General features: G+C 58.3%; 11 protein-coding genes and 1 pseudogene. 5 read left to right on the top strand and 7 right to left on the bottom strand.

Going from position 1 to position 13,833, the window contains the following annotated elements; all coding sequences use genetic code 11:
• Nucleotides 1–186: 186 nt before the first annotated feature.
• The 3 genes from JJB09_RS19610 to JJB09_RS19600 form a co-directional block, all read right to left on the bottom strand.
• Nucleotides 187–1,011 (bottom strand): helix-turn-helix transcriptional regulator, encoded by an 825-nt coding sequence (locus JJB09_RS19610; protein ID WP_201662242.1) that lies wholly within the window; start codon nucleotides 1,009–1,011, stop codon nucleotides 187–189.
• A 189-nt stretch (nucleotides 1,012–1,200) separates the two neighbouring features.
• Nucleotides 1,201–2,571, bottom strand: a complete 1,371-nt coding sequence (locus tag JJB09_RS19605; protein WP_201662239.1) for an aminotransferase class III-fold pyridoxal phosphate-dependent enzyme — start codon at nucleotides 2,569–2,571, stop codon at nucleotides 1,201–1,203.
• Nucleotides 2,572–2,627: 56 nt separating this feature from the next.
• Nucleotides 2,628–3,428, bottom strand: coding sequence for an IclR family transcriptional regulator (locus JJB09_RS19600; protein WP_201662236.1), 801 nt, complete (start codon nucleotides 3,426–3,428; stop codon nucleotides 2,628–2,630).
• 235 nt (nucleotides 3,429–3,663) lie between these two features.
• Here JJB09_RS19600 and JJB09_RS19595 point away from each other — a divergent pair, with 235 nt between their 5' ends.
• Complete coding sequence (locus JJB09_RS19595) at nucleotides 3,664–5,151, top strand: aldehyde dehydrogenase (RefSeq protein ID WP_425523743.1); 1,488 nt, start codon at nucleotides 3,664–3,666, stop codon at nucleotides 5,149–5,151.
• Nucleotides 5,152–5,194: 43 nt separating this feature from the next.
• Nucleotides 5,195–6,487, top strand: coding sequence for a Tm-1-like ATP-binding domain-containing protein (locus JJB09_RS19590; protein ID WP_201662233.1), 1,293 nt, complete (start codon nucleotides 5,195–5,197; stop codon nucleotides 6,485–6,487).
• A gap of 130 nt (nucleotides 6,488–6,617) precedes the next feature.
• Here JJB09_RS19590 and JJB09_RS19585 read toward each other — a convergent pair whose 3' ends face one another.
• From JJB09_RS19585 to JJB09_RS19570, 4 genes are read right to left on the bottom strand one after another with little or no spacing between them, the layout of a single operon-like run.
• The gene (locus JJB09_RS19585) at nucleotides 6,618–8,477 is read right to left on the bottom strand and encodes a dipeptide ABC transporter ATP-binding protein (RefSeq protein WP_201662230.1); all 1,860 of its coding nucleotides are present in this window, start codon (nucleotides 8,475–8,477) and stop codon (nucleotides 6,618–6,620) included.
• A gap of 2 nt (nucleotides 8,478–8,479) precedes the next feature.
• Nucleotides 8,480–9,355, bottom strand: coding sequence for an ABC transporter permease (locus JJB09_RS19580; RefSeq protein WP_201662227.1), 876 nt, complete (start codon nucleotides 9,353–9,355; stop codon nucleotides 8,480–8,482).
• 16 nt (nucleotides 9,356–9,371) lie between these two features.
• Nucleotides 9,372–10,316 carry an ABC transporter permease gene (locus JJB09_RS19575; protein WP_201662225.1) on the bottom strand — a complete coding sequence of 315 codons (945 nt, stop codon included), beginning with the start codon at nucleotides 10,314–10,316 and terminating at the stop codon, nucleotides 9,372–9,374.
• A 5-nt stretch (nucleotides 10,317–10,321) separates the two neighbouring features.
• On the bottom strand, nucleotides 10,322–11,884 hold the full coding sequence (locus tag JJB09_RS19570; RefSeq protein WP_201662222.1) for an ABC transporter substrate-binding protein: 1,563 nt from the start codon (nucleotides 11,882–11,884) through the stop codon (nucleotides 10,322–10,324).
• Between the two features lie 360 nt (nucleotides 11,885–12,244).
• Between JJB09_RS19570 and JJB09_RS19565 the strand changes: the two genes are divergently transcribed.
• The 3 genes and pseudogenes from JJB09_RS19565 to JJB09_RS19555 all read left to right on the top strand — a co-directional run.
• Nucleotides 12,245–12,901 carry an HAD-IA family hydrolase gene (locus JJB09_RS19565; RefSeq protein WP_201662219.1) on the top strand — a complete coding sequence of 219 codons (657 nt, stop codon included), beginning with the start codon at nucleotides 12,245–12,247 and terminating at the stop codon, nucleotides 12,899–12,901.
• A gap of 82 nt (nucleotides 12,902–12,983) precedes the next feature.
• Nucleotides 12,984–13,400: a hypothetical protein gene (locus tag JJB09_RS19560; RefSeq protein ID WP_201662618.1), complete on the top strand. Its 417-nt coding sequence runs from the start codon at nucleotides 12,984–12,986 to the stop codon at nucleotides 13,398–13,400.
• A pseudogene (locus JJB09_RS19555) lies at nucleotides 13,354–13,623 on the top strand (DDE-type integrase/transposase/recombinase); the annotation flags it as partial. The gene JJB09_RS19560 and the pseudogene JJB09_RS19555, both read left to right, overlap by 47 nt.
• Nucleotides 13,624–13,833: the final 210 nt, after the last annotated feature.

The raw sequence follows: 13,833 nt of genomic DNA, 5'->3' as shown, positions 1-13,833 counted from the left end.
ACCTCCTTAGTTCGATTATAGAACTTAAAATACCTATAAACGAACATAAGGCCAATTGAGCAAGGTGACAAGCTTGTGCGGGCTCCGTTGCGTACCTTCCGAAGGTGACAGGCTTGCTGAAAAGCAGAGGTCTTTAACGAAAAAACCCGCCTTGCGGCGGGCTCAGAAAATCCTGGCATGGCAGGATTAGTTGGGTCGTGCTGCACCGAGATTGTTCTCAACCACGGAAAAATACCGAGCAAACAGCTCGTTTTGGCTGCAAACCCTGAGCTTGGCGTAAGCGCGCTTTCGGTGAGTTGCGACCGTATTGATCGAAATACCAAGGTTCATGCTGATCCCGAGCACGGTATAGCCGAGCACGATGCTGGCGCATATCTCCGCCTCCCGCGCCGTCAACTGGCCGTTGTCGGCAAGGATTGCTGATCGCACCCTCTCGAGAAGGGCCTTCTGGGTGATGGGTTTGGACTCGCCCAACGCGGTACCGGTCAGAATGGAGATCTCCGCATGCTTGTGTAGCACCTGCATGATCGCCCGGCCGCACTGCTTGAGTATCTCCACAGACTTGCCGGAAAAATCCGGCCGGCCGTTTTCCCGGTAGAAGCCGGCATAGATCCTGTCGCCATTGATGATGGTCGTCAGGGCGATCTCGTGCTTGATATTCGGCTTGTCGTAGAATTCGCGCCTGTAACGTTCGTCGACAAGTTCGGTCGGAGAGAGCAGAAAGGCGGCACAGTCGGAGCGGGGTGCATTGTCGAACGTTCCCCACACCGGGTCGCTTCGATAGGCCTCGCGAATGTAGATATCGGCCAGCGATCTCACGCGCTCGGAGGTCTTTTGGCAGTTTGCTTCCGCAACCAGGGTTCGGGGAGTGTCGTTCGCGCACATGAACACGGTGCAGTGGTCGATGCCAATCAGGTCGTTCGCAATGCGGTAGAAACCGGCGCCAAAATTTCGCGAGCCAATGAGGGAAACCATGTCCCCCAATGGTTCAATTGCATGGTGCAATTCCATTGTCATTCTCCTCAGTCATTCTGTTCCCGTGATTTCTTTGCGAAATTCTTGATTGGGCTGAAATTTTCAAATGCAGGCTAACCCGATATCGCCGTCTCTCCTTTGAAACGGCGATCCTTGGCTGGATCGCCGTTGATTCCAATTTTCAGTATTGCATGCGGCCATCCGAGGGGCCGTATGCAACCCAGGTCAGCGCGTGTTCAGCGCGCTGGTGGCGGCTGCAAGACCTGTATCGAGTGCCGACAAAATACGGTTAACATGTTCAGTGCCGATCGCCAAGCAGGGCGAGATGATCACATTACTGCCAGAGGTGCGCACCATTACCCCTGCCTCGTAGGCGGCGTCGTAAAGGGCCTGGACGACAGCCTTGTCGGCGGGGGTTTTCTTCTCACGGTCACTGACGAGTTCCAGAGCCGCCATCAGGCCTTTGCCACGCGCGTCGCCGACAATTTCGTATTTTGCCTTGAGCGCCTGAAGACCGGAAAGCAGTTCAACGCCAAGCGTGGCGGCATTGCCGGCAATATCCAGGCGCTTGACTTCGGCGATCGTCGCCAGAGCAGCAGCTGCTCCGATTGGATGACCGGAATAAGTGTAGCCGTGACTGATCGTGCCGAGTGCGCCCTTGGTGCTCTCGAAGGCGTCAACCAGCTTTTCGCTGATCATTGCGGCGCCGAGCGGGAAGTAACCGTTGCTGATGCCTTTGGCGGTCGACATCATGTCCGGCTTGATCCCCCAAAGCCGCGACCCGCTCTCAGAGCCCGTGCGACCGAAGCCCGTTATGACCTCGTCTGCGATCAATAGAATGCCGTGTCGATCACAGATTTCGCGCATCAGCGGAAAGAAGGTCTCGTGTGGCACGATCACACCACCCGATCCGAGCACTGGCTCCATGATCAGGGCCGCAATCGTATCAGCGCCTTGAAAGGCAATCTCTTCCTCGAAAATGGCGGCGATCTTCTTGGCAATCACCGCGCCGTCCTCGGTTTCGAACTGGTTGCGGTAGGTGAATGGTGCCGGCAGGTGGTGCACGCCACCCAGCATCGGCTCGTAGTTGCGGCGGAAATTGGCATTGCCGTTGACGGAGGCACCACCGAAATGGGTGCCGTGGTAGCCCTTTTTCAACGAAAAGAACTTCGTCCGCTCGGGCTGGCCGTTTGCGCGATGGTACTGGCGGGCAAGGCGCAGGCAGGTCTCGACGGAGTCCGACCCGCCGGACGTCAGAAACGTGCGTGCCATGCCCTCCGGCTTGAAGAACTGGCAAAGCTCGTAGGACAGTTCGATGAGCGGCGAATTGGTGGTGCCGCGGAAAGCATTGTAGTAGGGCAGCTTCTGCAGTTGCGCGATGATGGCAGCTTTTACCGGTTCGCAGGAATAGCCGAGATTGACATTCCAAAGGCCGCCGACGCCGTCGAGCAGGCGATGCCCGTGGATGTCGATGATCTCGACGCCTTCGCCATATTCGATGATGTGCGGCGGATTCTCGCGCATTTCACCTGGATTGGCCATGGGATGCCAGACGTGCTTGGCATTGTTTTCGATCAGGAAATTTGTGTCACGCATGCTTTAGCCTCATTCACTGTCTTGTATTGAAAACTTCTCTTCGTCATTAGCCGCCCTCAAGCCGATAGCTTGCTGGCAAGGTTATGTGACGCCCGCCGCAGATAATCGGCGGGAACTCTGCCTCCCAAGGCCTGACTCGCCTCGATGGCGACCGCGATGAGAGCATGGGCCGTATCGGCAAGTGTCGCGTCGTTCATGCGGGTAGATGGCGTCGCGATTGCGATCGCACCCATCGCAAACCCGTCCGGCCCGAATATCGGCGCGCCGATACCGACGACTTCGGGATCGAAGCTCCGATTGGCGATGCTGTAGCCTTGCGCTCGAAAGGTCTCCAGCAATGCGTTCAACGCTTCGATGGATGTCACCGTCTGCGGGGTACAGGCCGTCATCGGTGCTCTCAGTCCCGCCTCGGCAAACGTCGAGGGTCCGAAGGCAAGGCAGGCGAGACCGGTCGCTGTGGCGTGCAGTTCCATGCGTGCGCCGTATTCTACATGCACGCGATTGCTTCTCGTACCGTCACGCACCGCGACTGTGGCAATCTGCTGGCCGGCGATCAGCGAGGCGTGGCAGGTCTCGGTGGTTCTGACGGCGAGCGCGTCAACGAATGCCTGCAGCGTCGCCGAGGTCGGGGAAATGTATTCCCGCGTCCGCGCCAACCGGAGCACGGTCGCACCCAGGGTGTATTTCTTCGATGCCACCGGCCGGGCCACGTAACCATGTTCCTCAAGCACCTTCAGCATCCGGTGGCAGGTCGCGCGATCAAGGCCCGTGATCCCTGCTATTTCCACCAGTCCGAGTACCGGCGTTTCCTCGGTGAACAGATCCAGAATCTTGAGAGCCTTGCTTACGGTACGCATCGTTTCCCCGGTTTCATGACGCTGGGCCATTTGCATTTAACGATAGCGCGAGTCTCAAAAACGTCAATAAAATAAATTGCGTTGATAATAGTGAAATTATCGGTGTGGATTTCGGTCACCCTTTACGGGTCTATGAAGTCCTCCGGCAGCGCGCCATGGTCTCCTAAATTGCGCAAAACCCTGATGAATTCTCATTCGTTGGCGTGGCGCGCCACCGAAGTTGGAGACCGTGTTCGTGATCGAGCAGACGAAAATAGATAGGCTGCGGGCGCTGGCGATACCGCCGCAAAAATTATTCATCGGCGGTGACTGGAAGGCTGCTGACCGGGAAGAAACGATTGCGGTCGTTTCACCGATAGACGGCCGGGTTTTGACCACGATTTCGCGGGCCTCGGCGGCGGACGTGGATCGTGCCGTTCGCGCTGCGCGGGCAACATACAATGCCGGATCGTGGTCGAAAATGTCGCCGGGCGGACGCAAGAAGATCCTGTTGCGGATTGCCGAGATCATTGAGGCGCGGTCGCTCGAGCTCGCCGTGCTCGGCGTACGCGACAACGGCACTGAAATCGGCATGGCGCTGCGTGCAGAGCCTGGCAGTGCGGCGGCGACGTTCCGCTATTACGCGGAGGCAATCGACAAGATTTACGGTGAGATAGCACCGACAGCCGACAACGTTCTCGGTCTGGTGCATCGCGAGGCGGTGGGTGTCGTCGGGGCGATCGTTCCGTGGAACATGCCGCTGATGATCGGGGCGTGGAAGTTGGCGCCGGCCCTGGCGATGGGTAATTCCGTGGTACTGAAGCCCGCGGAAGCGGCCTCGCTCAGCCTCCTCAAGCTTGCGGAAATTTGCGCGGAAGCCGGTTTGCCGGATGGTGCCCTGAACGTCGTTACCGGCTCAGGTTCCGTGGTCGGCGAAGCGATTGCCACGCATATGGATGTGGACGTGCTGGTATTTACCGGTTCGAACGGGGTTGGGCGAAAATTGCTGGAATACTCCGCCCGTTCCAACCTGAAGCGGGTCTATCTGGAGCTGGGCGGCAAGTCTCCGAACATTATCTTCTCCGATGCGCCCGATCTTGAAAAAGCAGCCGCGGTCTCGGCCAACGGAATTTTCCGGAACTCAGGGCAGGTATGTGTCGCGGGCTCCCGGCTTCTGGTCCAGCGGGATGTCCACGATGACGTGGTCGAGCGCATTGCGCGCATTGCCTCAGCCATGAAGGTCGGCGATCCCCTGCGCCTCGATACGGATATCGGCGCAATTGCGAGCGCAGGCCAGCTTCAAAGCAACCTGAACTTTCTCGGCCTAGCGGAACGGGAAGGTGCACGGCGGATCATCGGCGGCGAGCGGATTCTTGAGGAAACCGGTGGTTACTACATGCGGCCGGCAATCTTTGCCAATGTCGTCCAAGAAATGACGATTGCACGGGAAGAGGTCTTCGGGCCCTTGCTCGCCGTCATTCCCTTTGAAGACGAGGCCGAGGCCATACGTATCGCCAATGCCACCGAATACGGCCTGGCATCGGCGGTCTGGACGTCGGATCTTTCGACTGCGCATCGCATGGTGCGCGCTATCAACGCCGGCATCGTCCACGTCAATACCTATGGAGGCTCGGATTTGACCGTGCCGTTGGGTGGGCACAAGCAATCCGGCAACGGACACGACAAATCCCTTCACGCATTGGAAAAATATACCGCGCTGAAGACGGCGTGGATTCAGCTTTAGCCGCGCCACAGGGCATAGGCGAAGAGAAAGACTTCGGTGAACAATGAGAACTCCCAAAACCATTCTAGTCGTCGGCACATTCGATACCAAGCGTGACGAATTGGAATTTATCCAGGATCTAATCGTTCGTGAGGGCGGGCAGGTTCTGTCCATGGATGTCAGCGTTCTCGGCGACACGGATATGCCCGTCGCTATTTCAAAACACGAGGTCGCGATTGCCGCGGGTGTTACGATCGCCGATGTCATTGCAGCTGGTGACGAAAACGATGCGATGGCACTGATGAGCCAGGGTGCTCAGGCACTGGCGGTAAAGCTCTGCGCCGAAGGCCGTATCGACGGCATGATCTCGCTCGGTGGAACGATGGGCACGGACCTTGCGCTCGATGTCGCGCTGGCGCTGCCACTCGGCCTGCCCAAGTACATCATTTCGACAGTGGCTTTCTCCCCACTGATCCCGGCGGAACGGCTCGCAGCAGATGTTCAGATGATCTTGTGGGCAGGTGGGCTCTACGGCCTCAATGCTATTTGCCGGTCCGCGCTCAGCCAGGCCGCCGGTGCGGTTCTCGGGGCAGCCCGCACAGCCACCGGATTTGCCAGCGACAGGCCGCTGATTGGTGTGTCGTCCCTCGGCAACGCCTGCCTGAAATACATGAAACGCTTGAAGCCGGCGCTTGAGGCGCGCGGCTACGAGGTTGCGTTCTTCCATGCTCAAGGGATGGGCGGGCGGGCGCTGGAAAGTCTCGCGAGCCAGGGCCACCTCGTCGCCGTGTTCGATCTTTGCCTGCAGGAGTTCAACAACGGCATTCACGGTTCAATCGTCAACAGCGGGCCCGAACGGCTCGAGCGTGTCGGGCTTGCCGGGGTGCCGCAGATCGTGGCTCCCGGTGCGGCCGATCTCGTCGATTTGCCGACTTGGCAGCCGATCCCCGCGCATTTTCAAGGCAGGCCCTATCATGTGCACAACAAGCTTATTACGTCCCTGACACTGACGCCTGATGAGCGGCGCTTCACAGCTCGCGAGATGGCGGCTCGGCTCAACAAGTCAATTGGGCCAACCCATGTGATCCTTCCGCTCGCGGGTATTGAGGAGTGGGACCGTGAAGGGGAGATCGGCCACGACCCTGAAAGCCTTGCGATCTTCTTTGCCGAATTGCGCGCGTATCTGAAATCGCCAGTCGAATGGACCGAAACTGCCGCGCACATCAATGACGCGGAATTCGTGGATGCCGTGCTCAAGGTTTTCGACGGTTGGGTCGAAACCGGCCTCGTTCAGCCTGGGCGTTGCGATGGCGAAGTGCGTCGGGCGCAGCACGGCGTGATGGCCAGTGCCGGCTGACATATCCAAGTAGGCAGCACAAAAAGCGCGGGAGTTTCGGTTCCCGCGCTTTTTGTTTGTGTAACATCCCCGGGATATAAAATGCCCGGCCATTGGCCGGGCACAGCAGATGCATTTCTTTTACGGAATTTTAGGCCCGGAGGCATTCTATCTCGCCCGGACCTTCGACGCGCGTATCGAGATCGCCAACCAGTGCATTGGCCAGTAGCTGTTTGGTGTAGGGATGACTGGGGCTGTCGATCACAGCGGCAACGCCATTCATTTCCACCACTTTGCCCTGGTTGAGCACAAGCACACGGTCGGCGAGATTGCGCACGAGGGCCAGGTTGTGGGTTACGAACACCATCGTCAACCCCCGGTTCTGCTGCAGGTCCTTGAGAAGATTGACGATTGCCGCCTGCACCGACACATCGAGAGCCGATGTGATCTCGTCGCAGATCAGCACTTCGGGATTTGCCATCAGTGCACGGGCGATTGCAACGCGCTGCCTTTCGCCGCCCGACAATTGATCCGGAAAAGCAAACATCGCGTCAGGCGACAGCCCGACCTGATCGAGCATCTCGGCGATCTTTTCGCGCCGTACCGATCGGCTGGTCCTGTTGAAGATATCGTAAACGAGCCCGACAATATTCTCGACGGTTTGGCGTGGATTGAGCGAATTGTGCGGGCTCTGGAAGATGTACTGCATGGTCTGCAACTGCTGCCGGTCGCGATCGCGAGCGCGAGGCGCCAACTCTTGACCGTTCAGCAACACGGTGCCCTTCTGCTGTGGCACGAGCCCGATCAGCGCCCGCGACAGCGTACTTTTACCCGAGCCGGATTCACCGACTACAGCAAGGCATTCGCCACGCTTTACCTTGAATTCCACCCCATCGAGAATCTTGTAGGTTCCGAATGCCACACGCATATCGCTGACTTCGATAACTGCTTGCGCCGCGGCCAGGTCATCAACCGTGTGCTCGGGATCCGGAAGCCTCTCCGGTTCGGCGGTAGCCGTGATTCCACACTTGATGCAGCGAACGCGGTGCTCGGGTGTCTGCTGCACGATTTCTATCGGATCGGCGGCGCATTCGCTCGTTGCAACGGGACAGCGGGGGTGAAAAAAGCATCCCTTGGGGCGTTGTGAGGGGCGGGACGCTCGCCCCGGTATCGTGCGGAGGCGCGTGCGATAGTGCAACTCGGGAACCGCACCCAGCAAGGCCTGCGTATAGGGGTGAAGCGGTTCCTTGAGGACAGTCTCGACCCGGCCGAGTTCGACGACCCGGCCGGAATACATCACCATGACATGGTCAGCGATATGCGCGATCACGGAGAGGTCGTGGGTCACATGCAGTGCGCCGATGCCATGTTCACGGCAGAGCCGTTTGACGATGTCGAGAATCTTGTTCTGGGTGGTGACGTCGAGGCCGGTCGTCGGCTCATCGAGCACGATCAGCTTCGGCGCCAGTATTACCGCCATGGCGATTCCGATGCGCTGCTGCTGGCCGCCGGAAAGCTGATGAGGGTAGCGCCCGAGAAAGCTCGGATCCGAAGGTAGGCCGACATCGATGAGGACACTGGCAATGCGGCGATCGATCTCCTGCGCGGACGTGTCCGGTTCATGTGCCTCGATGACTTCGCGGAGTTGCAGTCCAATCGTCAGCGACGGGTTGAGCGCCGAAGCCGGATCCTGGGGTATATGGGCGACCGTCTTGCCGCGCAGCTGCCTTTTTTGCGCAGGCGTCAGGGCAAGCATGTTCGCGGAGGTATCGCCTGCCACATGGACCGTGCCGCCGACGATTGTCGCGCCGCCTCGGGCGAACCCGAGCAATGCCATTCCGACGGTTGTCTTGCCGGATCCGGATTCGCCGACGAGGCCAAGCACCTCGCCCGCCCGGATGGTGAAGCTGACATCGTCCACGATGTCGCCGCCGCCAGGCATGTCGATACGGAGGTTGCGCACTTCGACCGCGGGCGGAGCACCGACCTTGATCATGGTTGAACTGTCCATTTTCACGCCTCGCCTCCCGACTTGCGGTTGCTTCCCGACATGGTGCCCGCGATGCCCTCGGCGATCATGTTAATGCCGAAAGCGAACAGCGCGATGCACAGCGCCGGCGACAGCACGGCCAATGGCCGGCTTGCGATGCGGCCGCGATTCTCGTTGATCATCAGGCCCCAATCGGCATCGGGTGGCTGGATGCCGTAGCCCATCACGCTCAGCGCGGCGATGCCCGAAATAGACCAGACGATACGAATGCCGAACTCCACCAGCAGCGGCGTGGTGATGTTGGGAAGGATTTCGCGAAACAGGATACGCCAGCGCGGCACGCTCAGCGCCTCGGCAAACTCGACGAATTCGCGCCCGACGATATCGGATGCGACGCCGCGGGTAATTCGCGCTACCTGCGGCATATGGGCAACGCCGACCAGCAGCACGATCAGCCATTGCTGGGTTCCGATCAGGGAAACGAAGAGAAGCACGAAAATGATCAGCGGGATCGACAGGAAGACATCCATGATCCGCATCAGCATCTGATCGATCCAGCCCTTGCTGTAGGCCGCGATGAGGCCGAAGGTTGCGCCGAGTATCATGCCGATGGCTGCCGATGCAAACGACATCCAGACCACGGGAAGCCCGCCATAGAGCAGGCGCGACAGGACATCGCGGCCACGGAAATCTGTGCCCAACAGGAAATCAGCGGACGGCTTCATGAACGGCCGACCGACGAAGGCGCTTGGCTCATAAGGAGTGACGAACGGACCGATGATGGCAAACAGGATTACCAGTGCCGTCACGGCAATGCCGATCCGGGTACGATTGTAGCGGATTGCCTGGTGAAAGGTCGACAGCCACGCAGGCATGGTCAGTGTAGGTGCATTCTGCATTCTTCTGGCTTCCGGTTCAGCTTCTCAGCCGGGGCGTCATGAGGATTGTGAGCACATCGGCGATCATGTTGAAGACGATGTATCCCGATGCGAAGATCAGCACGATCGCCTGGATGACGTAGAGATCGCGCTGGGACACTGCTGACTGGAGCGCACTGCCAAGGCCGGGATATTGGAAGATGAATTCCACGACCACTGCGCCGCCAAGAATGTAGGCAAGGCTGAGTGCGGCGCCTTGTATCGACGGCACGAGGCTGTTGCGCAGGGCATGACGGAGCAGCACGACCCTCGGTGATAATCCCTTGAGGCGGGCGGTCACCACATATTCCGACGCCAGCGCATCGATGAGCGAGGCCCGGATCATCCGGGACAGATAGGGCATGATGGCGATGGTCAGTGTCATCACCGGCAGAACCAGTACGCTGGGATTCTGAAGCACGCTTTCGCCGGGCTTTACGATGGCGGTCGGCGGCAGAATGTGCAGAACCTGGGTTGAAAAGAGCAGCACGAGTACAATGGCGACAACAAATTCCGGGATGCCGGCGGTGCCGATCAGCAGGCTGTTGGCGGTATTGTCGAACCATTTCCCCTGTTTGATGGCCATGACGATACCCACCAGGAACGATAGCGGCAGGGCAATGACGCTGGTGGTGACCAATAGCACGAGCGAACTTGCCAGACGCGGGCGGACGAGATCCCAGACCGGCCCTTTCGTCACGACCGAATTGCCGAGATTCCACTGCAGAATATCGGCCACCCAGCTTGCGTACTGGGTGACCAGAGGTCGATCGAGGCCAAGCTCGGCCCGCAAGGCGGCAACAGCTTCCGGCGTTGCGCTACGCCCGAGGATTGCACGGGCTGCGTCCCCTGGCAGGACGTTGGTCGCAAGGAAGATCAAAATCGAAATCAGCACCAGAGTTACGATGCCAAATATGGAACGCTCGATAAGCTGCCGCCACATTCCCCTCACCCCGCAAAGCCGATCGTAGAAAGGGCCCGGAGGATGCCGGCGCCAGACTGATCGAACTGCGGCAGTCCTACGATCTCCTTCTTGTAGATGGCGAGTTCGTTACCGAAAATAGGAATGATCCACGCACCGCGTTCGAAGAGGATTTCCTGCAGTTTCAGCATCACCTGCTTGAGCTTGTCGGGATCGACAGTCCGCGCTGCCTCGAGCCAGAGGTCCAGGTACTCCTTGTCCCGCCACTTAACCTGATCAAGGCCGGCATTAGGCGCGTCGGCGAGGGCCGAAACCAGGAAATAAGGCAGCGACGGATAGTAGTCGCCCCCGAAGAACGGCCGCTGAAAGTATTCCTCGTTGTAGAAGGCCGCTGCGTCCAGCTGCTTTACGGTAATGTTGAGGCCGATTTCCTTGGCGTTTTCGGACAGGACGAGCGCGGTTGCCACATCCTTGTACATGACCAGCTCAAGCTCGGTTCCGGAAAGTCCGGCCTCCTCGATCAGTGCCTTGGCTTTCTCGACATCACGGTCGCGGATCAGTTGGGCGTTGTAATTGGGGTCATATCGGCCATAGAGATCGCTGGCGACGGCTGCATAGCCATTTGCTACGGAGTTGAGGACCGCTTCACGATCGAGAACGAGGCGCAGCGCCTGCCGCAAGCGGGCGTCGCTGAACGGTGCTACGTCGGTCCGCATCTGGATCGGGAAAAACCGGCCTGTCGGCGAGTCGTACAGCTTGAAGTCTTCGTTGCCTTCGATCTCACCCACAAGTGATGCATCGACGTCGTTGACAATGTCGATCTGCCCCGACTGAAGCGCGTTGAGCAATGCAGAGGGATCTTCGAATGGCCGCAAGACGACCTCGTCGAGTATAGCCGGAGTTCCATGGTATTTGTCGAACCGGATGATTGTCACGCTTTCCTTTTGCACGATCTCACCCATCTTGAACGGGCCGGTGCCGATCGGTTTCTGCGGATCGAAGTCAGCGGGCAGCATCGAGGAGAACGGATCGGAAAGCCCTGTCGGCAGCCAGCTGCGTGGCGCTTCAAGGATCAGTCGGACGGTGTGGTCGTCGCCCTTTTCATAGGATTTGACCGGGCCGATATGGCCGCCTGTGGTCGTGCCAGGCTCGCGAATACGCTTGATGCTAGCGATGACATCATCGGCCGTGAATTCACGCCCGTCGTGGAACAATACGCCCTTCTTGATCCGGATCGTCCAGGCAGTTCCGGTATCGTCATCCGGGGTGATGGATTCGGCGAGCAGCATTTCGAGTGAGCCGTCATTGGCCTGGCGCGTCAACGTCTCGAACACCGTGAAATGGTTTGCAAGATCCACTGCGAAATCGCCCGCCATACGGTGTGGATCGATCGGGCCAAAACCAGCGGGTGCATTGACGCCTAAAGTCAGCTTTCCGCCCTTCGCCGGTGCAGCGGCTTGCGCGCCACCGTCGAGCGGCAGTGCTCCGCTTGCGGCAAGAGCAGCCAAGGCGACTGATCCCTTCAAGAGGGTGCGCCGCTGCATGAAGGCATTCAGGAATTCGGGAGTTAGATCGAAACTGCTGGTCATTGATACTTCCCCTTTTTTCTTTTAAACCAAGTTGTTAGGTCGACAAACGCGCATGAATTCATGAATTGCGTCGGCATGCATATCGGTCGACAGTCAACGGAACGGCGAAACGTTGCGTGCCCGGCTCCCTTTTCTTCACGCCGTTACCCTGTGACCGATATCCGAATTCGGCAGGTTTTCATCGGAACAGGATGTTTCAAATGTTGAAAATATCCATACCCTCTGAAGGTGAAGCACCATGCATCCACAGGCAGATCAGGGGCTGGCTGCCTGCGCTTGGCGTCACCTTTCTGGAGGTCGAGAACCGATCATGTCTTGAGCTATGGAGGGGATCATTCAGTAGCCAATGTGAGGATACACATGACACAGGATCGCGCACTCATTCTGGATTTTGGCGGCGTCGTCACGCGCACTCTCTTCGAGACGCATGACGTCACCGAACGCGCTCTCGGACTTCCAGCCGGCACCCTGACCTGGCGCGGACCGTTTGATGCCTCGACAGACCCGCTCTGGGTCAGGATGCAAAACCGCGAGATCACCGAACGGGAATACTGGATGCAGCGCACGCACGAAGTTGGCCGGCTGCTGGGAGAGCAATGGACTGAAATGAAGACGTTCGTGCAGCGTGCGCGTGGCGCCGAGCCCGAAACGGTATTGCGCCCGGAAGCACGGGACGCGATCCTGGCAGCCAAGCGTGCGGGATGCAGACTTGCCATTCTCTCCAATGAGCTCGATCTATTTTATGGAGTTGAATTTCGTCAACGTTTCCCGCTCATCGACCAGTTCGATATCATTGTCGATGCAACATATACCAAGATCCTGAAACCTGATCCGCGTGCCTATGAAGAGGTGCTTAGCTTGCTCGGCATCGACAAGGAGAATTGCGTTTTCGTTGACGACCAAGTGAAAAACATCGAGGGCGCAGACGCTGTTGGGCTCCCAAATGTGCACTTCGATGTGACGCGACCGGCAGAGTGTTATAGTCGCGCGCTGCGCATGCTTGGAATTGTTAGTTGATATCTCGCGTAAATGGTGGAGGGGTTCAGGTGGACTTGCTTCGGGAAGTGGAGAGGCTTTCCTGCGTTGAAAGGAAACTGGAATGCCGAAGCAAGCCCACGCTGCCTTCGTTGAAGCGCTCGCCAATTTTTGTCATTTGCGCTATTTTAGTGTCATGAGCACAATGAACATCTCCCTTCCCGATAGCCTGAAAAGCTTTGTTGATCAGCAAGTTTTTGGTGTCGCCCTGGCGCGTCGTCGGGGGCGCATTGGCAGCAACGGCCGTGCGGTGATGCCAACGGTGAGCCTGCTCTGTTTCGATGTTTTTGGCACGGTCGTGGACTGGCGGTCGAGTGTGGTTCGGCAAGCGGCGCCGTTTTTGCACGAGTTCCGGGTCGCTGTGGCCCCATTCGAATTCGCGGATGCATGGAGATCGCTTTACGATCCTTCGATGGAAGCGGTCAGGTCGGGACGCAGCCAAAAGGCAAATCATGCCCGGTGTCGAGCACCGTTCGCATAAGGGTCTAAATAACCGAGCGGAAAATTCGCATCTGGCTGTTCGACGACGAGAACGAGGCATGATCCGGTTCAAGTCGGCAGGGCAATGCCAGCGCTTCATCCATGGCCCGATCGCCAACCTCTTCCATCTTCACCGCAAGAAGACGACCCCTGCCGAACATCGCAAACTGCGAAACGCCGCCATGAACACCTGGAGCGAAATCACCCTGTCGATGGCGGCATAAACTGGCACCATGATGGCCATCCTGTGCCCCACCAAAGTTAAGGCGAAGCTACCACACAGGAATAGACAGAAAATATAGATATCTAATTTGATTTATAATTATTGACACGATTATGTTCACCTCATAGATTTCCGTTTGAAAGCGGGGGGAGGCGGCTACTGTTGTTGCAATCTCACCGACGCGCGCATTCTGGCCAGCCGGGTCCTTCCA

This window comes from Phytoamicus setariae (assembly GCF_016722925.1).
GTDB lineage: Bacteria > Pseudomonadota > Alphaproteobacteria > Rhizobiales > Rhizobiaceae > Rhizobium_E > Rhizobium_E setariae.
Note: the sequence above shows the minus strand (reverse complement) of the source record. Positions and strands in the feature narration are given on the sequence as shown.

Excerpts from the sequence above, each read along its gene's own strand:
- JJB09_RS19610 (WP_201662242.1), bottom strand. The coding sequence starts at position 1,011 with ATGGAATTGCACCATGCAATTGAACCATTGGGGGACATGGTTTCCCTC.
- JJB09_RS19605 (WP_201662239.1), bottom strand. The coding sequence starts at position 2,571 with ATGCGTGACACAAATTTCCTGATCGAAAACAATGCCAAGCACGTCTGG.
- JJB09_RS19600 (WP_201662236.1), bottom strand. The coding sequence starts at position 3,428 with ATGCGTACCGTAAGCAAGGCTCTCAAGATTCTGGATCTGTTCACCGAG.
- JJB09_RS19590 (WP_201662233.1), top strand. The coding sequence starts at position 5,195 with ATGAGAACTCCCAAAACCATTCTAGTCGTCGGCACATTCGATACCAAG.
- JJB09_RS19585 (WP_201662230.1), bottom strand. The coding sequence starts at position 8,477 with ATGGACAGTTCAACCATGATCAAGGTCGGTGCTCCGCCCGCGGTCGAA.
- JJB09_RS19580 (WP_201662227.1), bottom strand. The coding sequence starts at position 9,355 with ATGCAGAATGCACCTACACTGACCATGCCTGCGTGGCTGTCGACCTTT.
- JJB09_RS19575 (WP_201662225.1), bottom strand. The coding sequence starts at position 10,316 with ATGTGGCGGCAGCTTATCGAGCGTTCCATATTTGGCATCGTAACTCTG.
- JJB09_RS19570 (WP_201662222.1), bottom strand. The coding sequence starts at position 11,884 with ATGACCAGCAGTTTCGATCTAACTCCCGAATTCCTGAATGCCTTCATG.
- JJB09_RS19565 (WP_201662219.1), top strand. The coding sequence starts at position 12,245 with ATGACACAGGATCGCGCACTCATTCTGGATTTTGGCGGCGTCGTCACG.
- JJB09_RS19560 (WP_201662618.1), top strand. The coding sequence starts at position 12,984 with ATGCCGAAGCAAGCCCACGCTGCCTTCGTTGAAGCGCTCGCCAATTTT.